We start from the raw sequence: 26,482 nt of genomic DNA, 5'->3' as shown, positions 1-26,482 counted from the left end.
CGATCGTATGGCAAGTTTCTTCATCGATCGGCCGATCTTTGCGTGGGTCGTCGCGATCTTCATCATGCTGGCGGGCGTGCTCGCGATCCCGATGCTGCCGATCGCGCAGTATCCGAATGTCGCGCCGCCGCAGATCTCCATCTCCACCAGCTATCCTGGTGCGTCTCCCGAAAACATCTACCAGAGTGTCACGCGTCCGATCGAAGACGAGCTGAACGGTGTTCCGGGACTGATCTATTTCGAATCCACGTCCGAATCCTCCGGTCGTATCTCGATCAACGTCACCTTCGCCCCCGGCACCAATATCGGTGAAGCGCAGGTCGAGGTGCAGAACCGTATCGCCCGCGCCGAGCCGCGCCTACCGCAGGCCGTCACCTCGCAGGGTATTCGCGTCGAGCGCGCCGGCACGTCGTTCCTTATGGTCGTTTCCCTGACCTCGACGGACGGCAATACTGACGCGATCGGTCTCGGCGACTACCTGCAGCGCAACGTTATCGGCGAAATCCGTCGTGTCGATGGCGTCGGCAGCGCCCAGCTGTTTGCCACCCAGCGCTCCATGCGTATCTGGATGGATCCCGACAAGATGGTTGGCCTCAGCCTGACCTCTGCCGATATCGTCAGTGCGATTTCGGCTCAGAATGCTCAGGTTGCAGGTGGACGCATCGGTGCGACGCCGAACCCGATCGGCCAGCAGATTTCGGCAACCGTCAATGTCCAAGGACAGCTCACCTCGCCCGAGCAGTTCGGTGCGATCGTGCTGCGCGCCAATCCCGATGGTTCGTCGGTTCGTCTTCGCGACGTTGCCCGTGTCGAAGTGGGGGGTGAAAGCTATAACTTCTCCAGCCGCCTGAACGGTCAGCCGAGTGCTGCCATCGGCATTCAGTTGTCACCGACTGGCAACGCGCTTGCGGCTTCGGAAGGCGTCAAGGACGTGATGGCGGAACTGGCGAGGTATTTCCCGGCTGGCGTCCAGTATGAAATTCCCTATGACACCAGTCCGTTCGTGGCGGTTTCGATCGAGAAGGTCATTCATACGCTGATCGAGGCGATGATTCTCGTCTTCGTCGTCATGTTCATCTTCCTGCAGAACATCCGTTACACCGTCATTCCGGCCTTGGTCGTGCCTGTGGCGCTGCTCGGCACCTGCGCCGTCATGTATGCATCCGGGTTCTCGATCAACGTGTTGACGATGTTCGCGATGGTTCTGGCGATCGGCATTCTCGTCGATGACGCGATCGTCGTCGTCGAAAACGTCGAACGCATCATGGCCGAGGAGAAGCTGTCGCCGAAGGAAGCGACACGCAAGGCGATGGGGCAGATTTCCGGCGCCATCATCGGCATCACGCTGGTGCTGACGGCAGTGTTCGTGCCGATGGCCTTCTTCCCGGGCGCCGTCGGCATCATCTACCAGCAGTTCTCGCTGACGATGGTCGTGTCGATCCTCTTCTCGGGCTTCCTTGCTTTGTCGCTGACGCCTGCGCTCTGCGGCTCGTTCCTGAAGCCGATCAAGGAAGGCCACCACGAGAAGAAGGGCTTCTTCGGTCTCTTCAATCGCGGCTTCAACAAGGCATCGCACGGTTATTCCAGTACTGTCGGTGGCATCATCAAGCGCTCCGGCCGCTTCATGATCATCTACCTCGCGCTGGTTGCCGGTCTCGGCTGGGCCTATATCCAGTTGCCGACATCGTTCCTGCCGAACGAAGACCAGGGCTTTCTGATCGTCGACGTGCAGGCGCCGGCAGAAGCCAGCACCGACCGCACGATCGACGTCATCTCGCAGATCGAGAAGATCGCCATGGCGGAAAAGGCTGTCGATCGCATCATCGCCATCAACGGCTTTTCCTTCTCGGGTTCCGGTCAGAACGCCGGTCTCGCCTTCATCACGCTCAAGGACTGGAGCGAACGCGGACCGGAAGACAGCGCAAATGCGCTGGCGCAGCGGATCAACGGCAAGATCTTCGGCATTCGCGATGCGATCGCGTTTTCGCTGTCGCCGCCGCCGATCCAGGGTCTCGGCAACTCGTCCGGCTTTACCTTCCGCCTGCAGGACCGCGCAGGTGTGGGACAGACGGCGCTCGCCGCTGCGCGTGACCAATTGATGGCGGAAGCTCGCAAGAGCCCGATCCTTGCCGGCCTTCGCATCGAAGGCATGCCGGATGCGGCTCAGGTGAACCTGCTGATCGATCGCGAAAAGGCCAACACGTTCGGCGTGACCTTCGGTGACATCAACTCGACGATCACCGCCAATCTCGGCTCGTCCTATGTCAACGACTTCCCGAATGCGGGCCGCATGCAACGCGTGACGGTGCAGGCGGACGGCAACCAGCGCATGCAGACGGCGGACCTTCTGAAGCTGAACGTCCGCAATGCCAGTGGCGGCATGGTGCCGATGTCGTCCTTCGCAACTGTCGAATGGATGCGTGGTCCGTCCCAGGTCGTCGGGTACAACGGCTATCCGTCGGTCCGTATCGCCGGTCAGGCCGGTCCGGGTTACTCGTCGGGTGACGCGATTGCGGAAATGCAGCGCCTCGCCGGGCAGTTGCCGAGCGGCTTCGGTTACGAATGGACCGGCCAGTCGCTGCAGGAAATCCAGTCCGGTTCGCAGGCTCCCGCGCTGATCGGGCTCTCGATCCTGTTCGTCTTCCTGCTTCTGGCGGCACTCTACGAAAGCTGGTCGATCCCGATTGCGGTCATGCTGGTGGTTCCGCTCGGTGTCATCGGTTGCGTGGCCGCGGTGATGATCCGCAACATGCCCAACGATGTGTACTTCCTCGTCGGGCTGATCGCGATCGTCGGTCTGTCTGCCAAGAACGCGATCCTGATCATCGAGTTCGCCAAGGACCTGCGCGCTGAAGGCAAGACGACTTACGAGGCGACTGTGGAAGCGGCGCATCTTCGCTTCCGCCCGATCCTGATGACGTCGATGGCGTTTACCCTCGGTGTCGTGCCGATGGCGATTGCCACCGGCGCAAGTGCTGCCAGCCAGAACGCCATCGGTACCGGCGTTCTCGGCGGCATGATCTCCGCCACCGTTCTCGCGATCTTCTTCGTGCCGGCCTTCTTCATGTTCGTCATGAGGCTGTTCAGCAAGAGCGCCCGCGCAGAGCCGATGGGCGGCAAGTACGAAGCCAAGAGTGGCACGTCGACACATTAAGATTGTTGCCCCCGGAAGCTCGGTCTTCCGGGGGCAACCACCACCTTGGCCCGAAAGCGTGGAGTATTCGGGCATGATGGAAAGGAGGAGGGATGAGACGAACCAAGGCAGAGGCCGCCGAGACGCGCTGCTCGATCCTTGCGGCGGCTGAAAAACTCTTCTTCGAGAAGGGCGTCGCCACCAGCACGCTTGATGAAATCGCGACGGCAGCCGGCGTGACCCGCGGCGCGATCTATTGGCATTTCAACAGCAAGAGCGATCTGTTTCTCGAGCTTTACAACGCGGCCGATCTTCCGCGTGTTAACATGGCGGATGTCGATGCGCCATGCGATGACGGCCGCGATCCGTTGTCTCTCGTGGAAAATATGGCATGTGACTGGCTACAGGTGCTGGCCGAGGACAGGCATCGCCAGCGGCTGCTTTCCATCCTGCTGCGGACCAATTTCACGGAAGAATTCCAGCCGGTGATGGACGAGCTGGACAAGCTCGATCGTGAACATACGGGCTATCTGGAGAGCATTCTGGAGCGAGCCGCGAACGACAACCGGCTCGCCGCTGCGTGGACGCCGCATTCGGCCAGCAAGACATTCAAATGGCTGATGAAGGGTATTTGCTGGGACTGGCTGCTTTACGGCCAGAAGTTCGATCTTAGCAAGGACGGCAGTGACAAGGTCAGGAGATTGTTGGCCAGCTTTCGCAGCAACACGGTCTAGGGCCGTAGAACCGGAAAGCTGCCGGCATTTGCTGTGATGCGCCGGTATCAACTCCAGCGCGGTCCGGTTCCCCGGCCATCCGCCAACCAAACGACGCTGACCTGCAAAACGCTCGCCATCATCTCGAGGCGGTCGGAGAGGGGTTCTGAACGGTCGTTTTCCCAATCTGACCACGTTACGGGTTCAATCCCGAGGGTCTGCGCCGCCTCCTCTACCGAGATATCCCGCGCATCGCGCGCCAGGGAGATACGGCCCCCCAGTGTGTCGTCAATGCCGTAGGCGGGCTGGAATTTGCGATTGCTCATCAGGTGTCCCCACAGGTGAAGTGCGGCCGCTCGTCCGGCGAGCGGCCGCCGCTATTCAGCCTTCGTCGCCGACCCAGGCCTTGATCTGGTCCGGATGGTCCTCGATATATTTTGCCACGGCCTCGTCGTAAGAGGTTTCCTGGGCGTTGAACATGGCGGCCTCGAGGTCATCGAGCGGCACCTTCATGCGCGACAGGAATTCTGCGGCTTTCGGGTTTTCGGTCTTGAAATCCTTCGAGGCGAGAATGTCGACATGTTCGGCCTCGCCGAGCGACTTCTTCGGGTCGTCGATGTAGCGAAGCTTGTATTTGCCGAACATCCAGTGGGGGCTCCAGGACGTTGCGACGAACCACTTTTCGCCACGCATGGCGCGGTCGACGGTCGTCAGCATTCCGGCTTCACTGGAGATCTGCAGCTTGTAGTCGTCGAGTGCGTAATCCTTCACGGCCTGCTGCGAAAGGCGTGTCAGGCCAGCACCCGGATCGATGCCCTGCACCGTGCCGGAAAGCTTTTCCTGTACTTCCGGCTTCTTCAGATCCTCGATCGAGGCGATCTCGCTTTCGGGGATATAGGTCGGCACGACCCAGCCGAGCTTGGCGCCGTCATAAACCGTGCCGAGCGTTTCGACGCGGTTCTTCACCTTGTCGTAATAGTCGGCATGGGTTGCCGGCAGCCATGCCATCATCATCGCGTCGATATCGCCACGGCTGACACCCTGATAGAGCGGCGCCACGTCGGTCTGGACCAGTTCGACCTTCTGGCCGAGCTTGTCGGTCATCAGCTTGGCTGCAAGCTTGGTGACGAATTCGGCGTCGGACCACGGCGCGAAACCGAGCTTCACCGTCTTGGCGTCCTGCGCCATGGTCGGCATGACGGAACCGCCGACGAGTGCCGCGGCAAGTCCGAGCGTTGCCGCAAGCGTCGTGCGTCGGGTGGTGGAAAGTGACTTGAACATGGATGCTCCTTCTTGGGAGTTTGAATTCGCGGGTTCGGCACCCGCATGGGCAGGCGCGGGATCGGCTCAGGCGGTTGCCGTTGCCAGCTCCTCGCGCTCGGTCTTTTTGAAAAGCACGCTCCAGAAGGCGGCGCGCGGCTTTCCGAGGGATTGGGTAAGGCGGTCTAGAATGACGGCCAGGATGACGACGGCAAGGCCGCCCTCAAAACCGGTTCCGACATCAAGTCGCTGGATGCCGGTGAGCACCGTGTTGCCGATGCCGCCTGCGCCGATCATCGAGGCGATGACCACCATCGACAGCGACAGCATGATCGTCTGGTTGATGCCGGCCATGATCGACGGCATGGCATTGGGCAGCTGCACCTTGAACAGGAGCTGTGTCGAGGTGCAGCCGAAGGCGTTACCGGCCTCGATGAATTCGGCATGCACCTGGCGGATGCCGAGATTGGTGAGGCGCACCACAGGCGGCATTGCGAAGATCACGGTGGCGATCGCCCCCGGTACTGCGCCGAGGCCGAAGAACATGGCGGCGGGGATCAGGTAGACGAAGGCCGGCATGGTCTGCATCAGGTCGAGGATCGGGCGAACGATGGTTGCGACCGTATCCCTGCGCGCCATGGCGATACCGAGTGGCAGGCCGATCAGCATTGCCATCAGCGTGGATGCGATGACCAGCGACAGGGTTTCCATCATCGCGCTCCACAGGCCCATGTGATTGACGAGCCACAGCGCAACGCCTGTCAGGACGCCGAAGCCGAGACCTACTCTCCAGAGGGACAGAAGGACGAAGATGGCGATGCCGACCGGCAAGGGGATACCGACGAGGGCGTTTTGAATGTTGCCGGTCACGAAACCGATCATGCTGGCGATAAAGTCGAGGACGGGAGAAAAATTGTCCAGAACGTAATTGACGGCGGCGTCGATGCCGTCTCCGATATCGAAATTCATAAGTCTGTCTCCGGTGGTGGGCCGGTTATGGGAAGGGCTCAAGATCCTGCGGATGGATCAGCTGGCGCGATCGAGCGTTTCGAGCAGTGTCGACTTGCTGATGGAGCCGAGATAGCGTTTGCCGTCGTCGATGACGGGGACCGGCCATGGGCTGGCTGCAACCTTGCCGAGCACGTTCGACAGCGGTTCATCGGCCGGGATCGGCTCGATCTCGGAGAGGAAGGCACCGCGATAGGGGTCGGCGGCCTTGGCCCGCATCTTTTCGATCAGCGAGGTCTGGCTGACGACGCCGTGATAGGTCTTGTCGCGGCCGAGAATGATCGCGTATTCGCGGTCATAATGCTTCATACGTTCGAGTGCCGCAGCAGCCGTGGTGCCCTGGCGATCGATGATGGTGATCTGCGTCTTGCGCGCGACATCACCGGCCTTGAAGACCTGGCTTACATCGACATTGCGGAAGAAGGACCGGACATAATCGTTGGCCGGGCTCATGACGATCTCGTCCGGCGTACCGACCTGGATGACATTGCCGTTCTGCATGATGCAGATCCGGTCACCGATGCGCATCGCCTCATCGAGGTCGTGGCTGACGAAAACGATGGTACGGCTGTGCTCTGACTGCAGACGAACGAGTTCGTCCTGCATTTCCGTGCGGATCAGCGGGTCGAGGGCGGAAAACGCCTCGTCCATCAGAAGAATGGTCGGCTCGCTGGCTAGTGCGCGGGCAAGGCCGACACGCTGCTTCATGCCGCCGGAAAGCTGGTCGGGCATGCTGTCGGCATAACCGTCGAGGCCGACGGCCTTGAGCGCGGACAGCGCCTTTTCCTTGCGTTCGGCTTCGCCGATGCCGGCAACTTCCAGGCCAAAGGCTGCGTTGTTGAGCACCGTGCGATTGGGCAACAGCGCGAAGGACTGGAACACCATGCTGATATCGCGGCGGCGGACATCGATGAGTTCCCGGCGAGACATCTTGGTGATGTCGCGGCCGTCGATCTCGATCGAACCTGCAGTCGGTTCAATCAGACGGTTCAGAAGGCGAAGAAGGGTGGATTTGCCGGAGCCCGACAAGCCCATGATGACGAAGATTTCGCCGGCCTTGATGTCGAAGCTTGCATTGTTGACGCCTACCGAACAGCCGGTCTGGGCGTGGATTTCCGATTTCGTCTTTCCGGCGCGGACCATCTCCATGGCCTTTTCAGGCCGCTCGCCGAAAACCTTGTAGACATTGTTGAGACTGATCTTGGTCGAAGCCGGCACAGCCGACGCGTCATTTTCAGTTGTAAAAGCCATACAATCTGGGCCCGGGCTCGATAGCGCAGGCATTCTCCTTTTGTGATTTCCCGAATGCAGCGCCTGGCGGAGCCGGCGCTAAGGATATCAAGACAACAAAAAGCGGCGAAACAATATCGCCGCCGCGGATATAGGACGCAGCCGATGCGAAGAAACACATCAAAATAGGCCGCGAAAAACATGTTTACCGCATCGATCAGGATCTATTCTCGATAATACGATCGATCGACCGGGTATGCTGCAAAAGGTAGGGGGGAGGCGTCTAGATGTCCATAAAAAAACACAATTCTATTAGGCCGCGGCCTTGGAGTTGTTGTTCCTTTGTGTGACGATGCCCTTAAATAACAGGGGATTGAGGGAGTCAGGCCGAGGCCAAAAATAATCGATCACGAAGCCGTGATATGGCTGTTCGACCCCTCTTGGTCGCATGGCAATCGTGCCGTGGTGAGACTAAGCGTCCCTCCGGCGCAATGATGAATAAAGTCATGAATGCTCATTTGATGAGCAGTCAGTTTGCTTGACACTGTTTTGTGCGCTGCCTACAGAATTGACCATACAAAAAGAGGGGATTTCCGTCCATGACGCATGAATTCAAACTGTCCCGCCGTACGCTGATCGCTTCGGCCACCGCCGTCGGCGCAAGCGCCTTTCTTCCTTCCATTGCGCGTGCTGCGCCGTTGAAGGTGGCCGGTATTCACGGCTCACCGGTGGAAAACGCCTGGAACTCGGTTCTCCATGCAGCCCTGCAGGAAGCCGCCAAGGAAGGCGTGATCGAATATGTCTTCTCGGAAGGCGTTTCGGGCACCGATTACGGCCGAGCGATGCGCGAATATGCCGAGCAGGGCAACAAGCTGATCATCGGCGAAGCCTATGCCGTTGAAAGCGAAGCCCGCGAAGTGGCCGCGGAATATCCGGAAACGGCTTTCGTGCTCGGCTCCAGCGGCAAACAGGCCGGCGACAATTTCGGTGTCTTCGGCACCTGGAACCATGACGGCGCCTATCTGGCCGGCATGCTGGCCGGCAAGATGACCAAGAGCAACACGGTTGGTGCCGTCGGCGCCATGCCGATCCCGGAGGTCAACATGCTGATCAATGCCTTCGGTGAAGGCGTGAAGGCCGTCAACCCGAATGCCAAGGTGCTCGTCTCCTTCATCGGCACCTTCTTCGATCCGCCGAAGGCGCGCGAGGCAGGTCTGGCGCAGATCGATGCCGGTGCGGACATCCTGTTCGGCGAGCGTATCGGCACGGCGGACGCCGCCAAGGAACGCGGCATCAAGGCCGTCGGTTCGCTGATCGACTACACGCCGCGTTATCCGGAAACCGTTTTCGCCAATGCACTCTGGGGCTTCCGCCCGATCCTCAACGCGGCGATTGCCGATGTTGCTGCAGGAAAGCCGGTCGGCAAGGACTACACGCCCTTCGGTCTTCTGAAGGAAGGCGGCAGCGACATCGCCTTCGTCAAGGGCGTTGCCCCGGCCGAAGCGGAAGCTGCAATGGAGGCCAAGCGCGCCGAGATCAAGGCCGGCACGTTCGAAGTGCCGCGCAACATGAACGAGCCGAAGTAAGCCGGACCGATGCATGCCGATGCGACAGCACTTGCCGAAGCGATCGGCTGCGGAAAAATGACGGCGCGGCAGGCGATGGAGAGATCGCTTGCCGCAGCCGAACAGCATGAGTCGCTCGGCTGCATATGCTATCTCGATGCCGAGCAGGGATTGGCCGCGGCCGATGCCTTCGATGCGCTTCCCGTGGATCAGCGCAAATCCATGCCTTTCGGCGGCGTGCCGACGCTTGCCAAGGATCTTGGCGGGCCATTCAGGGGATTTGCGGTCAGTGCCGGATCGAAATCCCTGCCGAGGCAGGGCGGCGAAGCAGATTCCGATCTTGCTTCCCGTTTTCGCGATGGCGGTTTCTGCCTGTTCGGCATCACCACGACACCGGAATTCGGGCTTTCGCTGGCAAGCGAACCTGCCATTGGCCCGATATCGCGCAATCCGCTCGATCCATCGCTGACACCCGGCGGGTCTTCCGGTGGTGCGGCTGCGGCTGTTGCGGCCGGCATCGTTTCGATTGCGCATGCGACGGATGCCGGTGGCTCGATCCGGGTTCCGGCCGCCTGTTGTGGTCTTGTCGGCCTGAAACCCGGACGCGGGGCAATGGCGGCGGGGCCGCTGTTTGGCAATCATCTCGGTGGCATTGCCAGCGAGCTTGCCGTCTGTCGCTCGGTGCGGGATGCGGAACGGGCGTTTTCCGTTCTGTCCGGTTCTGCGCGAGGTCCTTATCCGCCGGTCGAGCAGGCCGTAGCGCGGAGTGGGAAGCTCAGGGTCGGGCTGCTGACGGAACTTGGATCGGATGTTGCGATCGACCCGGTTCGCGCCAAGGCCGTCGCGGATGCCGCGCGGGCGCTGGAAGCGCAAGGGCATGAGATCGTTTCGTTGGCTTGGGATGACATTCGTGCAGTCGTCGAAGCATCGGGCAGGGCGTTTCGCGATGTGATTGCCATCAATCTCGCGAGTCTTGCGAAGTTGCCGGGTATTGATGCGTCCCTTTGGGAGCCGATGACGCAGGCGGTTGCCGAAGAAGGTGCTCGCATGAGCGGCGTCGAGGTCTGGGACATGGCGCAGGCGATGGTCTATGTCAGCCGTGATCTGCATGCGCTGTTCGACCGTTTCGATTGCCTGCTGACGCCGATGCTTGCTTCTGCGCCGAGGCCTACCGGATCTTTCCCGAGCGATCACCGCGATACCGACCTGCATTTCGCCCGCATGGGATCGTTTGCGCCGCTGGCGGCAATTGCCAACATATCCGGTTTTCCGGCGATCACCCTGCCTTTTGGGGTGGATAGAGCCGGTCTGCCCTTGCCGGTGCAGATGATTGCTCCTATGGGGCATGAGGCGCTGCTTCTGGCCCTTGCCGCAAGGCTTGAGGGTGAGGAGCGCTGGTCGCACCCTTTCCCAATCACAGGCCTCGACCGATGACGGACATCGTTCTCGACATTCGAAATGTCAGCAAGCGTTTTGGTGATAACCTCGCCAATGACGATATTTCGCTGTCGCTGGGAAAAGGCGAGATCGCTGCGCTGCTCGGCGAAAACGGTGCCGGCAAGACGACGCTGATGAGCATTCTTTTCGGCCATTACGTGCCGGATACCGGGTCGGTTTCGGTGATGGGGCAGACGCTGCCGCCAGGAAAACCGCGTGCCGCAATCCGCGCCGGCGTCGGCATGGTGCACCAGCATTTTTCGCTGGCGCCGAACCTGACCGTGCTCGAAAATGTCATGACCGGGACGGAAAGCCTCTGGTCTTTCGGTTCGAATGTCTCTGCCGGGCGAAAAAAGCTTATCGAGATTTCGCAGCGTTTCGGGTTGAAGGTCGATCCCGATGCGCGGCTCGGCGATCTGTCTGTCGGCGAGCAGCAGCGCGTGGAAATTCTGAAGGCGCTTTATAACGATGCGCGCATTCTGGTGCTCGATGAGCCGACTGCGGTTCTGACCAAGCTGGAAGCGGAAACGCTGTTTTCGACGCTGAAGGACATGGCGCGGCAGGGGCTGTCGCTGATCTTCATTTCCCACAAGCTGGACGAAGTGATGGCGACCGCCGACCGCATCGTCGTGTTGCGTGGCGGCAGGCAGGTGGCCGAGCGCAAGGTGGGTGACACCAGCAAGGCTGAACTGGCGGAGTTGATGGTCGGCCGCAAGGTGACCCGGCCGGTGCGCGAGGCTTCGACGCCTGGAGAGGTCGTGCTGGAAGCTGCCGGTATCACCGTGCGCTCCGGCGGTGTGGACCGGTTGAAGGCGATCGATTTCCGGCTGAGGGCCGGCGAGGTGCTCGGCATTATCGGCGTTTCCGGCAATGGACAGGCGGTGCTGGCGCAGCTTTTGAGCGGCACGATCGGTCGCAGCGCCGGTGATCTGGTGCTGTTCGGCAAGGGGGGCGGTGACCTGACGGTGGCGGATGCCGTGTCTTCCGGCATCGGCCGCATTCCCGAGGATCGCAATCGCGATGGCGCGATCGGCGAGATGGCGATCTGGGAAAATGCCGTTCTGGAACGGTTGCCGGAATTTTCGAAGGGCGGTCTGGTCGATCGGAAGGCGGGGATCGCCTTTGCGACACGGATCATCGAAGGGTTTGACGTGCGCGGAGGGTCACCCACCAGTCGCATTCGCCTTCTGTCGGGCGGCAACATGCAGAAGCTGATCCTCGGTCGCAACCTGATCGAGCACCCGAAAATCCTGCTTGCGGCCCAGCCGGCGCGCGGGCTGGACGAAGGCGCGGTCGCGGCCGTGCATGAGCGTATTCTTGAGGCGCGCAAGGCAGGCACGGCAGTGCTGCTGATTTCCGAGGATCTCGACGAGGTGATGGCGCTGGCCGACCGGATCCAGGCGATCGTCGGCGGCCGGCTGTCGCCTTCCGTCAATGCCGAGGATGTCGATGCGCAAAGGCTCGGGTTGATGATGGCAGGCGAATGGGAAGGTGCGACCGATGCGGTTTGAGAGGCGCGAACATCGCTCGACGCTGCTGGTGATCGCAACACCGATCCTCGCGGTGATTGCAGCGCTTGCCATTGCCGGTTTGCTGATTGCGGCTGCCGGTGCGCCCGTCTTCGAGGCTTATTGGAAGATCTTGACCAGCGCCTTCGGTTCGCGGCTTTCGGCGACCGAGACGCTGACGCGTGCTTCGCCGCTGATCCTGACGGGCTTGGCCGCTGCCGTAGCCTTCAGGGCGCGGTTGTGGAATATCGGCGGGGAAGGGCAGTTCTATCTCGGCGCGATTGCGGCCGCAGCGGCAAGCGCACATCTGTTTGCCGGCCTGCCGTCGCTGCTGCAGATCCCGCTTCTCTTTGTGGTCGGGGCTTTTGCCGGCATGGTTCTGCTGCTTATTCCGCTGTGGCTGCGCCTGCGCTTTTCCGTCGATGAAGTGGTAACGACGCTGCTTCTGAATTTTGTCGCACTTCTCTTCGTCTCGATGCTGATCGATGGCGTGCTGAAGGATCCGGCGGCATTTGGCTGGCCGCAATCGGAAGCGGTGGATGCGGCGGCACGGTTGCCCAAGATGCTCGCCCGCTCGCGGCTGCATATCGGGCTCGGCATTGCAGTCGTGATCGCCTTCCTGATCTATTTCGTCCAGACGCGCACGGTTTTCGGCGTGCAGTCGCGTGCTGCGGGTCTCAACCCGTCGGGTGCCGTGTTCGCCGGTGTTCCGCTCGGGCGGACGCTGGTGATCGTCGCGATGATTTCCGGGGGGCTCGCCGGTCTTGCCGGCACGATCGAGGTTCTGGGCGTAAAGGGGTACGTGACGACCGATCTTTCGCCCGGTTACGGTTATTCCGGCATCGTCGTTGCCATGCTCGCCAATCTCAATCCGCTCGGGGTCGTGCTGGCGGCGCTGTTTACCGCGACGATGTTCGTCGGCGCGGACGGGATGAGCCGCAGCATGGGTATTCCGACCTATATCGCCGATGTGACGGTAGCGCTGTCGCTGCTGTCCATGCTGGTCGCGGTGTTCTTCACGCAATACAGGATACGCCGATGAGCGCGCTTTTCGACATCCTCGCTTCTGCCGGCCTCTGGGCCGCCGTGCTGCGTATCGCCACACCGCTGATCCTTGCCACGCTCGGCGCACTGATTTCGGAGCGGGCGGGTGTCCTGAACCTCGGCATCGAGGGGATCATGACATTTGGCGCGATGTCCGGCTGGCTGGCGGTCTTCAACGGTGCGGATCTCTGGGTCGGGTTGCTGGTTGCGGCGCTCGGCGGGGCGATGTTCGGGCTGTTGCATTCGGTGCTGACGGTGACGCTCGGCCTGTCGCAGCACGTTTCCGGCCTCGGCGTGACCTTGTTTGCCTCGAGCTTCGCCTATTACGTCTTCCGGCTGATGGTGCCGGTGGCAGGAACGCCGCCGACGATCGAGCCGTTCCGGCCGCTTAACATTCCGGCTCTTTCCGATCTGCCTTTCTTCGGCCCGGCCTTTTTCACCCAGACCGCTCCGACCTATCTGGCGATCGGGCTGGCGATTGCGCTTGCCTATCTGATCGCCCGCACGCCGGTGGGCCTTGCGATCCGCATGACGGGCGAGAACCCGCATGCGGCCGAAGCGCAAGGGCTGAACCCGATGGCGATCCGCTATGGCGCGGTGATTTTCGGCAGTGCGCTGATGGGTGTCGGCGGGGCGTTTTTGACGCTCTCGGCTTTCAACAGCTTCTTCCCGACCATGGTGCAGGGGCGCGGCTGGATTTGTATCGCACTCGTCGTTTTTGCCTCCTGGAAGCCGGAACGGGCGCTGCTCGGGGCGATCCTGTTTGCGCTGTTCGACGCCTTCCAGCTTCGGCTGCAGACAGTGTTGAGCGGTGTCGTGCCCTATCAGATTTTTCTGATGATCCCCTATCTGCTGTCAATTGCAGCCCTTGCCGTCATGGCACGGCGTGCGCGCGTGCCGCAGGCGCTGATGCAGCCTTACCGGCGCGGCGAGCGCTGAGTTTTCAATTCCGAGGAGTTTTTCATGTTCGATCTCATCATCAAAAACGCCAACCTGCCGGACGGCCGCAAGGGCGTGGATATTGCCGTGACCGGCGGCAAGATCGCCGCGATCGAGGCGAATATTGCAGGTGAGGCGAGCGAAACAATCGACGCGACGAACCGGCTGGTCAGCACGTCCTTCGTCGATCCGCATTTCCATATGGATGCCACGCTGTCGCTCGGCCTGCCCCGGATGAACACCTCCGGCACGCTGCTGGAAGGCATTGCGCTCTGGGGCGAGCTTCGGCCGATGCTGACGAAGGAAGCACTGGTCGAGCGGGCGCTCGCCTATTGCGATCTGGCCGTTTCTCAAGGGCTGCTGCATATCCGCACCCATGTGGACACATCCGATCCGCGGCTGGTGACGGCGGAGGCAATGCTGGAAGTGAAGGAGCGCGTTGCGCCCTATATCGACCTGCAGACCGTCGCCTTCCCGCAGGACGGATATTATCGCGCGGCGGATGGGGTAAAGTCGCTGGAACGGGCGCTCGACATGGGTGTCGATATCGTCGGCGGCATTCCGCATTTCGAGCGGACCATGCAGGATGGTGCGGCCTCCGTTGAAGCGCTCTGCCGCATCGCCGCTGATCGCGGCCTGCCGGTCGACATGCATTGCGACGAGACGGATGATCCGATGTCCCGCCATATCGAGACGCTGGCGGCTGAGACCGTGCGTTTCGGCCTGCAGGGCCGGGTTGCCGGTTCGCACCTGACCTCGATGCATTCGATGGACAATTATTACGTCTCGAAGCTCATTCCGCTGATGGCGGAGGCCGAGATCAACGTCATCCCCAACCCGCTGATCAACATCATGCTGCAGGGCCGGCACGATACCTATCCGAAGCGTCGCGGCATGACGCGGGTGCGCGAGCTGATGGCGGCGGGCCTCAACGTTTCCTTCGGCCATGACTGCGTGATGGACCCCTGGTACTCGATGGGCTCCGGCGACATGCTGGAAGTCGGCCACATGGCGATCCATGTGGCGCAGATGTCCGGCGTTGAAGACAAAAAGCAGATTTTTGATGCGCTGACTGTCAATTCGGCGAAGACGATGGGCTTGCAAAACTACGGCCTGTCGGTCGGCTGCAATGCCGATCTCGTCATGCTGCAGGCGGAAGACGTGCTGGAAGCGCTGCGACTGAAGCCGACGCGGCTTGCCGTGATCCGTCGCGGCAAGGTGATCGCCCGCACCGAGCCGAAGATTTCGCATCTTCAGCTCGATGGCCGGCCGGGTATGATCGACGCCGGCCGCAACCCGACGACACGGAATTAAGCGATAACCGGTTCCGCTGATTTCTGCGCTGCCGCCTGGCGGCGCAGAAGCATGCCGAACAGGTCGCGCGGCTCGTCGGGGTCTGCGACCAGATCGAGCTTTTCGTAACAGGTGCTGCCGCGCAGCTTGTCGTAGACGTAACGGAGGGCCGCGAAGTCCTCTGTTGCGAAACCGACGCTATCGAACAGGGTGATCTGGCGGTCGTCACTACGGCCTGTCGTCTGGCCGGTAATCACCTGCCAGAGTTCGGTGACCGGATAATCAGGGGCCAGCTGCTGGATCTCGCCTTCAATGCGGGTCTGCGGCGGGTATTCGACGAAGATCGAAGAGCGTGTCAGGATATCCCGGTGCAGTTCGGTCTTGCCGGGGCTATCGCCACCGACAGCATTGATATGCACGCCGGGGCCGATCATGTTGTCGGTGAGGATCGTTGCATTGCGCTTGTCTGCCGTCGCGGTGGTGATGATGTCGGCGCCCTCGACCGCTTCTTCGGCGGTGCGGCAGGCGGTGATGTTCAAGCCGAGATGGGCAAGGTTGCGGCGGCAGCGATCGGTGGCAGCAGGATCGATATCGTAAAGGCGCAGGTTCTCGATGCCGAGAAGCGAGCGGAAGGCGAGCGCCTGGAACTCGCTCTGGGCGCCGTTGCCTATCAGGGCCATGGTTCTGGCACCCTTCGGGGCAAGGTGCTTTGCCGCGACGGCGGACGTGGCGGCGGTGCGCAGCGCCGTCAGGATGGTCATCTCGGACAGAAGCAACGGATAGCCACTTTCGACATCGGAAAGAACGCCGAAAGCAGTCACCGTCTGGCGGCCGCTTTTCGTGTTCTTCGGATGCCCGTTGACATATTTGAACGCGTAGAGCTTGCCGTCGCTTGCCGGCATCAGTTCGATGACGCCGTCACGCGAATGGGCGGGGATGCGGGCGACCTTATCGAACAGTTCCCAACGGGAAAAATCCTCTTCCACATAGGCGGCGAGTTCCTTCAGGAAGGTCTCGGTGCCGGTTGAAAGCACGAGATCCATCATGTTCTCGACGCTGATGAAGGGGACGATGTTGAGGTTCTGTTCGGCCGGCATCAGTAGCTCCTTGTCGGTCGGTCTAGGACGGTGCGTCCCATCAGGCTTGCGGTAAGATCGACGAGAAGCGTCGCGGTGCGGCCGCGCTCGTCGAGGAAGGGGTTGAGCTCGACCAGATCGAGGCTGGTGACGAGGCCGCTGTCATGCAGCATTTCCATGACCAGATGCGCCTCGCGGAAGGTGGCGCCACCCGGAACCGTGGTGCCGACGGCGGGCGCGATCGACGGGTCGAGGAAATCGACGTCGAGGCTGACATGCAGCATGCCGTTTGCTGCCTCGACCCTTTCGAGAAACTGGCGCACCAGAACGGCGACGCCGTGCTCGTCGATCGTGCGCATGTCATGGACCGTCACGGCATTCCGCTTGATCGTCTCGCGCTCGGCCGGGTCGACGCTGCGGATGCCGATCATGCACAGATTGGCGGGATCGACGGCGTGGGAAAGCGGCGGCAGGTAACCTTCGAAGCCGGCCTGACCGGTATAGTAAGCGGCGGGGAGCCCATGCAGATTGCCGCTCGTGGTCGAATCGAGCGTATGGAAATCCGTGTGCGCGTCGAGCCAGAGAACGAAAAGCGGACGGTCTTGGTCGGCCGCGTGGCGGGCGACACCGGCGATGGTGCCGGCAGAGAGCGCATGATCGCCACCCATGAAGATCGGCATGCCCTTGGCTGCCTCGCGATAGGCGACCTCGGTCAGGAGCTTTGTCCAGGCGGCGATTTGCGGCAGGTTGCGCACGGCCGGGTTCGGATGGCGGATATCGGGAAGCTCGCCGATGACCACATTGCCGGTATCGGTGACCTCGTGGCCGAGTTCTTTCAGCGCGCCCGCCAGATCCGCAACGCGCAGCGCGCTTGGACCCATTTCACAGCCAAGCCGGGAAGCGCCGTCCTGAAGAGGAATACCGATAAGTCTGCAATGCATGAGTCTACTCCGTTTATTGAAAATGATCATGAGTCCGTGGCGGATTGAATGGATCGATTTGCCAGAATTGATAAAATAGCTTCCCATTTCGGCAGCATGATCTATCAATCTGTCCATGGATGAATTCGACCACAAGCTAGTGACGCTTTTGCGTCACGATGCCCGCCGCAGCATTTCGGATCTGGCGGCCAATCTCGGCACGTCGAGAGCGACCGTGCGTGCGCGCATGGAAAAGCTGGAGCGCAACCGCGACATTCTCGGCTACACGGTAATCCTGAGGGCGGATGCGGTGGAACTGCCGGTGCGCGGCATCATGATGGTCGAGATCGAGGGCCGCGTCGCGGACCGGGTGATCCAGACGCTGGGCGGTTTTCCCGAGGTTTCCGAAATCCACACGACCAACGGTCGCTGGGACCTGATCGTCGAGCTGGGCACGGCAACGCTTGCAGACTTCGACAATGTACTGCGCCGCATCAGGCTCGTTCAGGGCATCACCGCCAGCGAGACGAACCTGCTTCTGGCAACGCCGCGCAGCACACGGGCGCGGCTCTGAGCATTTTCGCGTCCGGCTTAAGATTCTGCCCGTTGACGGCCACAATCGACGCGCTTAGTCCTTGCGCCCTGCAATTGATTTTCTTCAAGTCGAGACGCCTTTCATGAACTTTATCAGACCGGATATCAGCGCCCGTGCCGCAGCAGCACCTCGCAGCGGGATTGGCGAAATCGTCACCTATGCCAGGGGGCGCGACAACCTGCTGCCGCTGTGGATCGGTGAGGGTGATCTGCCGACGCCGGATTTCATTACGAAGACAGCAGCGGATGCGCTTGTTGCGGGAGAGACCTTCTATACCTGGACGCAAGGGATACCCGAGCTTCGTCAGGCGATCGTGCGCTATTATCAGCGCCATTACGCAACCGATCTTTCGGTCGACAATATCTATGTGACCGGTTCGGGCATGCAGTCGATCGTGCTGGCAATCCAGGCGACGGTTTCGGCCGGTGACGAGATCATCTATTTTTCGCCGTCATGGCCGAATGCCATGCATGCCGCGCTGGTGGCGGAAGTAAAGCCGAAGGCGGTGGCGCTGGATTTCGTCGACGGGCAATGGAAGATCGATATCGATCGTTTCGCTGCTGCGATCACCCCGAAGACCAAGGCGCTGTTCATCAACTCGCCATCGAACCCGACGGGCTGGACGGCGACGAAGGAAGATCTGGCCGCCGTGCTCGATCTTGCCCGCAAGCATGGTCTTTGGATCATCGCCGACGAGATCTATGGTCTCTATTATTTCGATGGTGCCCGCGCTCCGTCCTTCATGGATGTGATGGACAAGGATGACCGCATCATCTTTGCCCAGTCGTTTTCGAAGAACTGGTGCATGACCGGCTGGCGTGTCGGCTGGATGGTGGCACCTGCCGAAATCGGCCAGACGCTGACGAACCTCATCCAGTATTCCACGTCCGGCGTGGCGCAGTTCATGCAGAAGGGCGCGATCGCGGCGCTCGATCAGGGCGACGATTTCGTCCGCACCAATATCGAGCGGGCGCGGACCTCGCGCGACATTCTCTGCGATGCGCTGGTGGCGACCAACCGGGTCGAGACCCGCCGGCCGCCGGGTGCGCTCTACGCCTTCCTGAAGATCGACGGCGTGACGGATGCGCGTGCCGAAGCGTTCAAGATCGTCGATGCGACGGGTGTCGGCCTGGCTCCGGGCACGGCTTTCGGTGTGGGCGGCGAGACCTTCATGCGTGCCTGTTATCTGCGCGATCCGAAACAGATCGAGGATGCGGCCGAGCGGTTGAGCGGCTATATCCGCGCGCTCTAAGGTCGTTTAGTTCTCAAGCCAGCGGCGGCCCGAAGCGGTAAGGTGCGAATGCATCGCCGCCTGTGCCGCCAGTGGATCGCGGGCTTCGAGCGCCGCCAATATGGCATGATGTTCGGTGAGCGCCGCCGTCCAGCTGTCGGCCGTTTCGAAATGACCGCGAATGCCGGCAGATAGCGGGCTGTGGCGTTCGTCGAACAGGTTCTCGACGATCTCCGCAAGCAGCGTATTGCCGGTGCTCTCCGCAATGATCAGGTGAAAGGCGCGATCCTGCTCGATCGGTTTTCGCGTGTTGGCGATGTCGTCAGCCATCGCCTCCAGAGTCGCGCGCAAAGTGGCAAGCGTTTCTTCTGTCATCGTTGCGGCCGCCTGGACGATGATGGCGCTTTCGATGACCGCACGGGCCTGCATCAGTTCCGACGGGCTTTCTCCCAGCGAGCGACCGTTGCCGGCCGGTTTTGCCGTGTTGAGCACATAGATGCCCGACCCCATGCGGATTTCGATCGTACCGTCGATTTCGAGTGCAATCAGCGCTTCCCGAAGCGAAGGGCGCGAGACGCCGAGTTGCTGGGCGAGTTCGCGCTCTGCGGGAAGACGCGCGCCGGCCTGGTGGTCGCCCTTGGCGATAAGCTGCCGGACGCGGTCTGCTGTCTGCTGGTAAAGGCGTCGTGTATCCGTCATTGAGGTCTGGCCAATTGCGTAATTAACAGGCATTTCCCGTCCAGTTGGCGCTAAAAATTGGTACGGCGCAAGAAAAATCTGCAAATTGGCTTGACCAAATGGCGCAGCCGCGATTTGATAATCGGCAAGAGCCCTGGGAAGCTCTTGCGCGAAGAGGAGATCGCGATGGGAGGAGTGCCGCAACCTGCAGGCATGGCTGGTCATGCCCTTGGGCATGCCGTGCTGTTGAAGCTTGAGGGTGTGTCCAAGGAATTTCCGGGCGTAAAGGCTCTTTCGGGCGTCAGTTTCGATCTGCGCGCCGGCGAGGTGCATGCCGTCTGTGGAGAGAACGGGGCCGGAAAATCGACGCTGATGAAGATCATCAGCGGCGTCTACCAGCCGAATTCGGGTTCGATCACCTTCAAGGGTGAGCCCGTGCAGTTTGCCTCGACCTTGCAGTCCGAGGCTGCCGGTATTGCCATCATCCATCAGGAACTCAATCTCGTCCCGCATCTGACGGTAGCGGAAAACATCTATCTCGCCCGCGAGCCGCGGCGCGGTTTTCTCGTCGACCGGAAAAAGCTGGTCGCGGATGCAAAGCGCTGTCTCGACCGGCTTGGCGTCGACATCGATCCGAATGTGCAGGTGCGCACGCTGTCGGTTGCTCAGTGTCAGATGGTGGAGATCGCCAAGGCGCTTTCACTGGACGCCACCGTGCTGATCATGGACGAGCCGACCTCGTCTCTGACCGAACAGGAAGCGCAGCTTCTGTTCAAGGTGATCCGGGATCTGAAGGCTCAGGGAACCGGCATCATCTATATCTCGCACCGGCTGGACGAGATGGCAGAGATCGTCGATCGGGTGACGGTTCTGCGGGACGGACGCTATATCTCCACCGACGATTTCGACAATCTTACCGTCGACGACATCGTCGCGCGGATGGTGGGGCGCTCGCTGGAGGACAAGTTTCCCGAGCCGACTCGGGTGCCGGGCGATGAGGTGATCTTTTCGGCAATCGGCCTGACCAGACGCGGTGTTTTCTCCGACATCAGTTTCGAAATCCGCCGTGGCGAGATTCTGGGCTTCGCCGGGCTGATGGGGGCAGGGCGAACCGAGGTGGCGCGCGCCATTTTCGGGGCCGATCCGCTCGATGCGGGCACGATCACGCTCGATGGAAATGAACTGAAGATTTCCGATCCGCGCAGCGCGATCGATGCGGGCATCGCCTATCTTTCCGAAGACCGCAAGGCGCAGGGGCTGGCGGTGAAGATGCCGGTCGATGCCAATCTGGTCATGGCGCGGATGGAGGCGATAGCGAACCGCTTCGGCGTGATCGACCGCAAGCGGCATCGTGAGGCGGGGCAGCGTTATGTCGATCTCCTCAACATTCGCACGCCGAGCCTCAGCCAGCCGGTTCGCCTGCTTTCGGGTGGCAACCAGCAGAAGATCATCATCGGCAAATGGCTGTTTCGCGAGCCGCGCATCATGTTCTTCGACGAGCCGACGCGCGGCATCGATGTCGGGGCGAAATTCGCCATCTACCAGATCATGGACGAGCTTGCGGCGCGCGGCATCGGCGTCGTGCTGATCAGTTCGGAATTGCCGGAAGTGCTCGGCATGTCCGATCGCGTTGCCGTCTTTCACGGCGGGCACATCACCGCGACGCTGAAAACGCGGGACACCTCCCAGGAAGAAATCATGCATTACGCGTCCGGCAGCGGTCGGCGCGGCGAACAGGGATTGTGAGAGCATGGCCGACATGACCAGCGAAAAACCGGCGCAGCAGCCGGCCCCGTCTTCCGGCCAGACCACGAAAGGTCAGGGTCGCCGTCTCAGTGAGCGGCAGAAGGACATCATCCAGAAATTTGCCGCCCTCGGCAGTCTGCTCGTGCTGGCGGCGGTGTTTTCTGCCACCAGCAGCGCCTTTTTCACTGTCGGCAACGGCATGACGATCGCGCTGCAGGTGACGTCGATTGCGCTTCTGGGTATCGGCGCAACCTATGTCATCATCACCGGCGGTATCGATTTGTCGGTCGGCTCGGTTCTGGCGCTGGCCGGTGTGGTGGCAGCGCTTGCGGTGAAGGAGCTGCAACTGCCTATCTGGATCGGCATGCTTCTCGGCATCCTGACCGGTTCGCTCTGCGGACTGATCAACGGTTTCGTCATCACCCAGCTCAAGCTGCCGCCGTTTATCGCGACGCTCGGTATGATGCTGATTGCCCGTGGCGTGGCGTTGCAGATCACCGGTGCGCGGGCTGTTTCGGGGCTCGGCGAGGCTTTTGGCGAACTGGGCAACGGCTCGCTGTTCCGCATCGAATCCATCGATGATCAGGGTTTTCCGGTCGTGACATTTCCCGGCATTCCCTATCCGGTCGTGCTGATGATCGTGATTGCCTTCATTGCCGCCTTCGTGCTGAACCGCACGGTGCTCGGCCGCTACATCTATGCGATCGGTTCGAATGCCGATGCGGCGCGGCTTTCCGGCGTCAATGTTTCGCGCGTCACGGCCTTTACCTACGTTGTTTCCGGCACGCTTGCGGGTCTTACCGGCTGCGTGTTGATGTCCCGCCTCGTGACGGCACAGCCGAACGAGGGCGTCGCTTATGAACTCGATGCGATCGCCAGCGCGGTGATCGGCGGCACGTCGCTGATCGGCGGGGTCGGCACGATCTCGGGCACGATGATCGGTGCCTTCGTCATCGGCATATTGCGCAACGGATTGAACATGAACGGCGTCTCCGCCTTCACCCAGCAGATCATCATCGGCCTCGTCATTCTGGTCACCGTCTGGATCGACCAGCTGCGCAACCGCCGCTGAAGAAAAGGGAACGGCCGGGGGCCGGGCCTGAAAATGCCAAGCCACGGGAAGGGGAGGAGCCTTCCCTCACAACAGGTCCTTCGGGGCCATTCGAGGAGGAAAGACATGCGTAGACTTGCAACGGTCCTGATGGCGTCGGCACTTGCCTTTGCCGGAGCTTCCGCCGCATCGGCCGGCGAAATCGCCGTGATCGTCAAGACGGTCAACTCGACCTTCTGGCAGAACGTGCAGAAGGGTGCCGAAGCCGCGATCGGCTCTGCCAAGGGCGAACACACGATGACCTTCCAGGGCCCGGCGGCGGAATCGGCCATCGCCGACGAGGTCAACATGGTGGAAAACGCCGTGAACCGTAAGGTCGCGGCGATCCTGCTTGCGCCGTCCGACCCCGATGCGCTTGTGCCGGCGGTGAAGAAGGCCTGGGAAGCCCGTATCCCGGTCGTCATCATCGACAGCCAGCTTTCCGAAGGTTCGGACAAATATTACCAGTCCTTCCTCGCCACCGATAACCGCAAGGCCGGTGAACTGGCGGCGAAGGCGCTGATCGAGAAGGTTGGCACGACCGGCAAGATCGCCGTCATGTCCTATGTTGCCGGTGCCGGTTCGGAGATCGGCCGCGTCGGCGGTTTCACCGATTATATCAAGGCCAATTCCAAGCTCGAAGTCGTTGGGCCTTATTATTCGCAGTCGCAGATGGCGACGGCGCTTAACCAGACGACCGACGTCCTGGCCGCCAATAGCGACCTGAAGGGCATTTTCGGCGCCAACGAACCGACCGCGATCGGCATGGGCCGGGCGATCAAGCAGGCCGGCAAGGCGGGCAAGGTCGTGGCGATCGGTTTCGACGGTAACCAAGACCTGCAGGAATTCGTCAAGGACGGTACGCTGACCGCGACCGTCGTGCAGGGTTCCTACCAGATGGGCGAGAAGGGCATCGAGACGCTGCTTTCCATCCTCGGCAAACAGAAGGTCGAAAAGACCGTCGATACCGGCGTCGTCGTGGTGACCAAGGACAATATCGACAAGCCGGAAGCCAAGAACGTTCTCTACTAAAATGACCGGCGCGCGGGTGTTTTTCGCTCGCGCGCTCCTTTTCGATCACGATCGGGAATTCAGGATATCATGAAGGTTTCAGACAAGCGCAGACTGCGCAATCGCGACGTCTCGTTTACGCTCATGGGGCTCGGTTGTGCCCAGATGGGCAATCTCTACCGGCTCACCCCCTATCAGGAATCGCTCGGCGCCTTCGAGGCGGCCTGGGACGCGGGCATCCGCTATTTCGATACGGCGCCATTTTACGGTTATACCCGCTCGGAGCGTCGGCTTGGAACAATGGTGACGGACCATGAGCGCGACGAGTATGTGCTCAGCACCAAGGTCGGGCGGGTGATGCTGCCGGACAATACGGTGGGCGCAGAAGAGGATGCGTTCGTTGCACCGCTGCCGTTCCGGCCGAAATACGATTACAGCTATGATGCGATCATGCGCTCCTTTGAGGACAGCCGGCAGCGTCTCGGCATGTTCGCGCCGGATGTGCTTTTTGTCCACGATATCGGCCGTGCGACCCATGGCGATCTTCATCAGCACTACTGGGATCAACTGACCAAGGGCGGCGGGTTCCGCGCGCTGGGCGAATTGCGCGTGGCCGGTCTGGTCAAGGCGATCGGGCTCGGCGTCAACGAATGGCAGGTCATCGCCGACGCGATGGACGAATGCGATATCGATGTCTCGATGCTCGCCGGACGTTATACGCTGCTGGAGCAGGAAAGCCTGGCGCTGCTCGACCGCTGCCATCGTGAAGGTGTCGGCATCGTCGTTGCCGGCGCGTTCAACTCCGGGCTTCTCGCTGGCAATCGCAAGTTCAATTACGCCGAGGCGCCGGCCGATATTTTAGCGCGTGTTGGTGAAATCGAAGCGGCCTGTGAGGCCGAAGGTGTAGCCATGCAGGCAGCGGCGCTGGCGTTTCCGGCTTTGCATCCGGCCGTGGTCACCGTCGTTTCCGGGGCGCGCAACGCCGAACAGATGAAGGCCAATGTCGGCTGGTTTGAGCAGGCGATTCCGGCATCCTTCTGGACGCGGCTGAAGGACAAGGGCGTAATATCGACCGATGCAGCGGTTGCGGGTGGCTGAGGCGATGATAATCGACGCCCACCAGCATTTCTGGCTGATGAAGGACCGCAAGGGCGGCTGGCCGCCGCCGGAACTCGCCGCGATCCATCGCGATTTCCTGCCGGCCGATTTGGTGCCGGAGATCGAGGCAGCCGGTGTTGACGGCACGATCCTCGTACAATCGCTGCCGAGCGTCGAGGATACGCGCTTCATACTGGGGCTTGCAGAACAGAGCGACACCATCCTCGGTGTGGTCGGCTGGATGGACATGAAGGCCGCGGATGCGCCGGCGGTGATCGCCGATCTTGCGACGTCGCCGAAGCTGAAAGGGCTGCGGCCGATGCTGCAGGGGATTGCCGATCCCGACTGGATCGACGATCCGGCGCTGGAGCCGGCTGTCGAGGCGATGATGGCGCATCACCTGGTTTTCGATGCTCTGGTTCTGGAGCCGCATCTTTCGGCGCTGCATGCCTTTGCCCGCCGCCATCCCGGCCTGCCCGTTGTTATCGATCATGGGGCGAAGCCACGGATCGCATTCGGTCACTATCGCGACTGGCGGCATGCCATGCTGCGGCTGGCGGAACTCGACAATGTCTGCTGCAAACTTTCGGGCCTGCTGACGGAGGCGGGCGATCAGAAACCCGAAGCGCTGAGGCCCTATATCGAGACGATCCTCGACCTGTTCGGGGCTGATCGGGTGATCTGGGGCAGCGATTGGCCTGTCGTCAATCTGGCCGGAAGTTATGCGGGATGGATCGAACAGTGCCGTGAGATCGTGCCGAAGCTGGATCATGAGGCAGTGTTCGGCGGCAACGCCCGGCGCTTCTATCGGCCGTGAGGAAATGACATGCAGAGGATGGGAATGGTGATCGGCCTCGCGCCGGACAAGGTCGAGGAATACAAGGCGCTGCATGCGGCCGTATGGCCGGAGGTCCTTGATCTCATATCGCGCTGCAATATCTCCAACTACTCGATATTCCTGCGCGAGCCGGAGAATTTGCTGTTCGGTTATTGGGAGTATCATGGCACTGATTTCGCTGCAGATATGGCGAAAATGGCGGCCAGTGAAAAGAACCAGGAATGGTGGTCGTACTGTATTCCCTGCCAAAGGCCTTTCGCAACGCGAAAGGATGGGGAATGGTGGGCATCGATGGATGAGGTGTTCCATCTGGACTGAAAGGGAGAAGAGATGACAGGTAAGCTAGGAGGCAAGGTGGTCGTGGTGACTGCCGCCGGTCAGGGAATCGGGCGGGCCAGCGCATTGGCCTATGCGAGCGCCGGTGCCAAGGTCTGGGCGACCGATATCAATGATGAAGCACTGGCGACGCTGAACGGTGAAGCCGGTATCGAGACGGCAAAGCTCGATGTGCTGGACGGCGCGTCGGTGACGGCATTTTTCGAGCGCGTCGGGGCAGTCGATGTTCTGTTCAACTGCGCCGGCGTCGTGCATGGCGGCTCGGTGCTGGAAATGTCGGACAAGGATCTCGATTTCGCCTTTGATCTCAATGTCCGCGCCATGGTTCGCACGATCAGGGCCGTGCTGCCGGGCATGCTGGAGCGCGGCGACGGCGCGATCATCAACATGGCCTCGATCGCATCGAGCTCCAAGGGCGTGCCGAACCGCTGCGCCTATGGCACGACCAAGGCAGCCGTGATCGGCCTGACCAAGGCGATTGCCGCCGACTATGTGACGCGCGGCATTCGCTGCAATGCGATCTGCCCCGGTACCGTTGAAAGCCCGTCGCTGGAACAGCGCATGCGCGCTCAAGGGAATTACGAGGAGGCTCGCGCGGCCTTTATCGCCCGTCAGCCGATGGGACGCCTCGGCAGCCCGGAAGAAATCGCGGAACTGGCGGTCTATCTCGCCGGCGCTACCTACACTACCGGTCAGGCTGTCGGTATCGACGGCGGCTGGTCGATCTGAGCCA

General features: G+C 61.2%; 24 protein-coding genes. 17 read left to right on the top strand and 7 right to left on the bottom strand.

What is annotated here, in order from left to right:
- The first annotated feature begins 7 nt into the window (after positions 1–7).
- Positions 8–3,154: an efflux RND transporter permease subunit gene (locus HNQ72_RS23660; protein ID WP_183995920.1), complete on the top strand. Its 3,147-nt coding sequence runs from the start codon at positions 8–10 to the stop codon at positions 3,152–3,154.
- A 92-nt stretch (positions 3,155–3,246) separates the two neighbouring features.
- Positions 3,247–3,867 (top strand): TetR family transcriptional regulator, encoded by a 621-nt coding sequence (locus tag HNQ72_RS23655; protein ID WP_183995918.1) that lies wholly within the window; start codon positions 3,247–3,249, stop codon positions 3,865–3,867.
- A 47-nt stretch (positions 3,868–3,914) separates the two neighbouring features.
- Here HNQ72_RS23655 and HNQ72_RS23650 read toward each other — a convergent pair whose 3' ends face one another.
- The 4 genes from HNQ72_RS23650 to proV form a co-directional block, all read right to left on the bottom strand.
- Positions 3,915–4,172, bottom strand: a complete 258-nt coding sequence (locus tag HNQ72_RS23650) for a helix-turn-helix domain-containing protein (RefSeq protein WP_183995916.1) — start codon at positions 4,170–4,172, stop codon at positions 3,915–3,917.
- Between the two features lie 55 nt (positions 4,173–4,227).
- Entirely contained in the window at positions 4,228–5,127 is a 900-nt protein-coding gene (locus tag HNQ72_RS23645) for a glycine betaine ABC transporter substrate-binding protein (RefSeq protein WP_373289482.1), read from the bottom strand.
- A 66-nt stretch (positions 5,128–5,193) separates the two neighbouring features.
- The gene (locus tag HNQ72_RS23640; protein WP_183995914.1) at positions 5,194–6,075 is read right to left on the bottom strand and encodes an ABC transporter permease; all 882 of its coding nucleotides are present in this window, start codon (positions 6,073–6,075) and stop codon (positions 5,194–5,196) included.
- A gap of 57 nt (positions 6,076–6,132) precedes the next feature.
- Entirely contained in the window at positions 6,133–7,365 is a 1,233-nt protein-coding gene (gene proV / locus HNQ72_RS23635) for a glycine betaine/L-proline ABC transporter ATP-binding protein ProV (protein ID WP_183995912.1), read from the bottom strand.
- 578 nt (positions 7,366–7,943) lie between these two features.
- On the opposite strand from proV, the gene HNQ72_RS23630 reads away from it, so the two are divergent.
- Genes HNQ72_RS23630 through HNQ72_RS23605 form a run of 6 tightly spaced genes read left to right on the top strand, consistent with a single transcriptional unit; the run spans position 7,944 to position 15,151 of the window.
- Positions 7,944–8,930: a BMP family protein gene (locus HNQ72_RS23630; protein WP_183995910.1), complete on the top strand. Its 987-nt coding sequence runs from the start codon at positions 7,944–7,946 to the stop codon at positions 8,928–8,930.
- Positions 8,931–8,939: 9 nt separating this feature from the next.
- Positions 8,940–10,343: an amidase gene (locus HNQ72_RS23625; protein ID WP_183995908.1), complete on the top strand. Its 1,404-nt coding sequence runs from the start codon at positions 8,940–8,942 to the stop codon at positions 10,341–10,343.
- The gene (locus HNQ72_RS23620) at positions 10,340–11,857 is read left to right on the top strand and encodes an ABC transporter ATP-binding protein (RefSeq protein WP_183995906.1); all 1,518 of its coding nucleotides are present in this window, start codon (positions 10,340–10,342) and stop codon (positions 11,855–11,857) included. Before HNQ72_RS23625 ends, HNQ72_RS23620 begins: the two co-directional genes overlap by 4 nt.
- Positions 11,847–12,896: an ABC transporter permease gene (locus HNQ72_RS23615; protein ID WP_183995905.1), complete on the top strand. Its 1,050-nt coding sequence runs from the start codon at positions 11,847–11,849 to the stop codon at positions 12,894–12,896. Before HNQ72_RS23620 ends, HNQ72_RS23615 begins: the two co-directional genes overlap by 11 nt.
- On the top strand, positions 12,893–13,837 hold the full coding sequence (locus HNQ72_RS23610) for an ABC transporter permease (protein WP_183995903.1): 945 nt from the start codon (positions 12,893–12,895) through the stop codon (positions 13,835–13,837). The genes HNQ72_RS23615 and HNQ72_RS23610 overlap by 4 nt, the downstream gene beginning before the upstream one ends.
- 24 nt (positions 13,838–13,861) lie before the next feature.
- Positions 13,862–15,151, top strand: coding sequence for an amidohydrolase family protein (locus tag HNQ72_RS23605; RefSeq protein ID WP_183995902.1), 1,290 nt, complete (start codon positions 13,862–13,864; stop codon positions 15,149–15,151).
- On the opposite strand, the gene HNQ72_RS23600 is transcribed toward HNQ72_RS23605, so the two are convergent.
- Positions 15,148–16,227 (bottom strand): ornithine cyclodeaminase, encoded by a 1,080-nt coding sequence (locus HNQ72_RS23600; protein WP_183995900.1) that lies wholly within the window; start codon positions 16,225–16,227, stop codon positions 15,148–15,150. The two genes, HNQ72_RS23605 and HNQ72_RS23600, sit on opposite strands and share 4 nt — an antisense overlap.
- Entirely contained in the window at positions 16,227–17,147 is a 921-nt protein-coding gene (gene rocF / locus HNQ72_RS23595; protein ID WP_183995898.1) for an arginase, read from the bottom strand. The genes HNQ72_RS23600 and rocF overlap by 1 nt, the downstream gene beginning before the upstream one ends.
- A gap of 115 nt (positions 17,148–17,262) precedes the next feature.
- Here rocF and HNQ72_RS23590 point away from each other — a divergent pair, with 115 nt between their 5' ends.
- Both HNQ72_RS23590 and HNQ72_RS23585 read left to right on the top strand, forming a co-directional pair.
- Positions 17,263–17,700 (top strand): Lrp/AsnC family transcriptional regulator, encoded by a 438-nt coding sequence (locus HNQ72_RS23590; RefSeq protein ID WP_183995896.1) that lies wholly within the window; start codon positions 17,263–17,265, stop codon positions 17,698–17,700.
- A 103-nt stretch (positions 17,701–17,803) separates the two neighbouring features.
- Positions 17,804–18,973, top strand: a complete 1,170-nt coding sequence (locus HNQ72_RS23585) for a pyridoxal phosphate-dependent aminotransferase (protein ID WP_183995894.1) — start codon at positions 17,804–17,806, stop codon at positions 18,971–18,973.
- A 6-nt stretch (positions 18,974–18,979) separates the two neighbouring features.
- Here HNQ72_RS23585 and HNQ72_RS23580 read toward each other — a convergent pair whose 3' ends face one another.
- Positions 18,980–19,651, bottom strand: a complete 672-nt coding sequence (locus tag HNQ72_RS23580; RefSeq protein ID WP_183995892.1) for a FadR/GntR family transcriptional regulator — start codon at positions 19,649–19,651, stop codon at positions 18,980–18,982.
- A gap of 165 nt (positions 19,652–19,816) precedes the next feature.
- On the opposite strand from HNQ72_RS23580, the gene HNQ72_RS23575 reads away from it, so the two are divergent.
- The 7 genes from HNQ72_RS23575 (at position 19,817) to HNQ72_RS23545 (ending at position 26,478) form a co-directional block, all read left to right on the top strand.
- The gene (locus tag HNQ72_RS23575) at positions 19,817–21,376 is read left to right on the top strand and encodes a sugar ABC transporter ATP-binding protein (protein ID WP_183995890.1); all 1,560 of its coding nucleotides are present in this window, start codon (positions 19,817–19,819) and stop codon (positions 21,374–21,376) included.
- 4 nt (positions 21,377–21,380) lie between these two features.
- Positions 21,381–22,448 (top strand): ABC transporter permease, encoded by a 1,068-nt coding sequence (locus HNQ72_RS23570; RefSeq protein WP_183995888.1) that lies wholly within the window; start codon positions 21,381–21,383, stop codon positions 22,446–22,448.
- A 105-nt stretch (positions 22,449–22,553) separates the two neighbouring features.
- Positions 22,554–23,498: an ABC transporter substrate-binding protein gene (locus tag HNQ72_RS23565; RefSeq protein ID WP_183995886.1), complete on the top strand. Its 945-nt coding sequence runs from the start codon at positions 22,554–22,556 to the stop codon at positions 23,496–23,498.
- A 69-nt stretch (positions 23,499–23,567) separates the two neighbouring features.
- Entirely contained in the window at positions 23,568–24,575 is a 1,008-nt protein-coding gene (locus HNQ72_RS23560) for an aldo/keto reductase (RefSeq protein WP_183995884.1), read from the top strand.
- 4 nt (positions 24,576–24,579) lie between these two features.
- Complete coding sequence (locus tag HNQ72_RS23555) at positions 24,580–25,392, top strand: amidohydrolase family protein (protein ID WP_183995882.1); 813 nt, start codon at positions 24,580–24,582, stop codon at positions 25,390–25,392.
- A 9-nt stretch (positions 25,393–25,401) separates the two neighbouring features.
- Positions 25,402–25,731, top strand: coding sequence for an L-rhamnose mutarotase (locus HNQ72_RS23550; protein ID WP_183995880.1), 330 nt, complete (start codon positions 25,402–25,404; stop codon positions 25,729–25,731).
- 12 nt (positions 25,732–25,743) lie between these two features.
- On the top strand, positions 25,744–26,478 hold the full coding sequence (locus HNQ72_RS23545; protein ID WP_183995877.1) for an SDR family oxidoreductase: 735 nt from the start codon (positions 25,744–25,746) through the stop codon (positions 26,476–26,478).
- The last annotated feature ends 4 nt before the right edge of the window (positions 26,479–26,482 follow it).

It is taken from the genome of Aliirhizobium wenxiniae (genome assembly GCF_014201355.1).
GTDB lineage: Bacteria > Pseudomonadota > Alphaproteobacteria > Rhizobiales > Rhizobiaceae > Neorhizobium > Neorhizobium wenxiniae.
Note: the sequence above shows the minus strand (reverse complement) of the source record. Positions and strands in the feature narration are given on the sequence as shown.

What these genes read in the sequence shown, in the direction of transcription:
- HNQ72_RS23650 (WP_183995916.1), bottom strand. Translation starts at nt 4,172, where the DNA reads ATGAGCAATCGCAAATTCCAGCCCGCCTACGGCATTGACGACACACTG.
- HNQ72_RS23600 (WP_183995900.1), bottom strand. Translation starts at nt 16,227, where the DNA reads ATGCCGGCCGAACAGAACCTCAACATCGTCCCCTTCATCAGCGTCGAG.
- HNQ72_RS23555 (WP_183995882.1), top strand. Translation starts at nt 24,580, where the DNA reads ATGATAATCGACGCCCACCAGCATTTCTGGCTGATGAAGGACCGCAAG.
- proV (WP_183995912.1), bottom strand. Translation starts at nt 7,365, where the DNA reads ATGGCTTTTACAACTGAAAATGACGCGTCGGCTGTGCCGGCTTCGACC.
- HNQ72_RS23560 (WP_183995884.1), top strand. Translation starts at nt 23,568, where the DNA reads ATGAAGGTTTCAGACAAGCGCAGACTGCGCAATCGCGACGTCTCGTTT.
- HNQ72_RS23660 (WP_183995920.1), top strand. Translation starts at nt 8, where the DNA reads ATGGCAAGTTTCTTCATCGATCGGCCGATCTTTGCGTGGGTCGTCGCG.
- HNQ72_RS23575 (WP_183995890.1), top strand. Translation starts at nt 19,817, where the DNA reads ATGGGAGGAGTGCCGCAACCTGCAGGCATGGCTGGTCATGCCCTTGGG.
- HNQ72_RS23545 (WP_183995877.1), top strand. Translation starts at nt 25,744, where the DNA reads ATGACAGGTAAGCTAGGAGGCAAGGTGGTCGTGGTGACTGCCGCCGGT.
- rocF (WP_183995898.1), bottom strand. Translation starts at nt 17,147, where the DNA reads ATGCATTGCAGACTTATCGGTATTCCTCTTCAGGACGGCGCTTCCCGG.
- HNQ72_RS23620 (WP_183995906.1), top strand. Translation starts at nt 10,340, where the DNA reads ATGACGGACATCGTTCTCGACATTCGAAATGTCAGCAAGCGTTTTGGT.
- HNQ72_RS23625 (WP_183995908.1), top strand. Translation starts at nt 8,940, where the DNA reads ATGCATGCCGATGCGACAGCACTTGCCGAAGCGATCGGCTGCGGAAAA.
- HNQ72_RS23565 (WP_183995886.1), top strand. Translation starts at nt 22,554, where the DNA reads ATGCGTAGACTTGCAACGGTCCTGATGGCGTCGGCACTTGCCTTTGCC.
- HNQ72_RS23630 (WP_183995910.1), top strand. Translation starts at nt 7,944, where the DNA reads ATGACGCATGAATTCAAACTGTCCCGCCGTACGCTGATCGCTTCGGCC.
- HNQ72_RS23580 (WP_183995892.1), bottom strand. Translation starts at nt 19,651, where the DNA reads ATGACGGATACACGACGCCTTTACCAGCAGACAGCAGACCGCGTCCGG.
- HNQ72_RS23640 (WP_183995914.1), bottom strand. Translation starts at nt 6,075, where the DNA reads ATGAATTTCGATATCGGAGACGGCATCGACGCCGCCGTCAATTACGTT.
- HNQ72_RS23655 (WP_183995918.1), top strand. Translation starts at nt 3,247, where the DNA reads ATGAGACGAACCAAGGCAGAGGCCGCCGAGACGCGCTGCTCGATCCTT.
- HNQ72_RS23605 (WP_183995902.1), top strand. Translation starts at nt 13,862, where the DNA reads ATGTTCGATCTCATCATCAAAAACGCCAACCTGCCGGACGGCCGCAAG.
- HNQ72_RS23590 (WP_183995896.1), top strand. Translation starts at nt 17,263, where the DNA reads ATGGATGAATTCGACCACAAGCTAGTGACGCTTTTGCGTCACGATGCC.
- HNQ72_RS23585 (WP_183995894.1), top strand. Translation starts at nt 17,804, where the DNA reads ATGAACTTTATCAGACCGGATATCAGCGCCCGTGCCGCAGCAGCACCT.
- HNQ72_RS23550 (WP_183995880.1), top strand. Translation starts at nt 25,402, where the DNA reads ATGCAGAGGATGGGAATGGTGATCGGCCTCGCGCCGGACAAGGTCGAG.
- HNQ72_RS23615 (WP_183995905.1), top strand. Translation starts at nt 11,847, where the DNA reads ATGCGGTTTGAGAGGCGCGAACATCGCTCGACGCTGCTGGTGATCGCA.
- HNQ72_RS23645 (WP_373289482.1), bottom strand. Translation starts at nt 5,127, where the DNA reads ATGTTCAAGTCACTTTCCACCACCCGACGCACGACGCTTGCGGCAACG.
- HNQ72_RS23610 (WP_183995903.1), top strand. Translation starts at nt 12,893, where the DNA reads ATGAGCGCGCTTTTCGACATCCTCGCTTCTGCCGGCCTCTGGGCCGCC.
- HNQ72_RS23570 (WP_183995888.1), top strand. Translation starts at nt 21,381, where the DNA reads ATGGCCGACATGACCAGCGAAAAACCGGCGCAGCAGCCGGCCCCGTCT.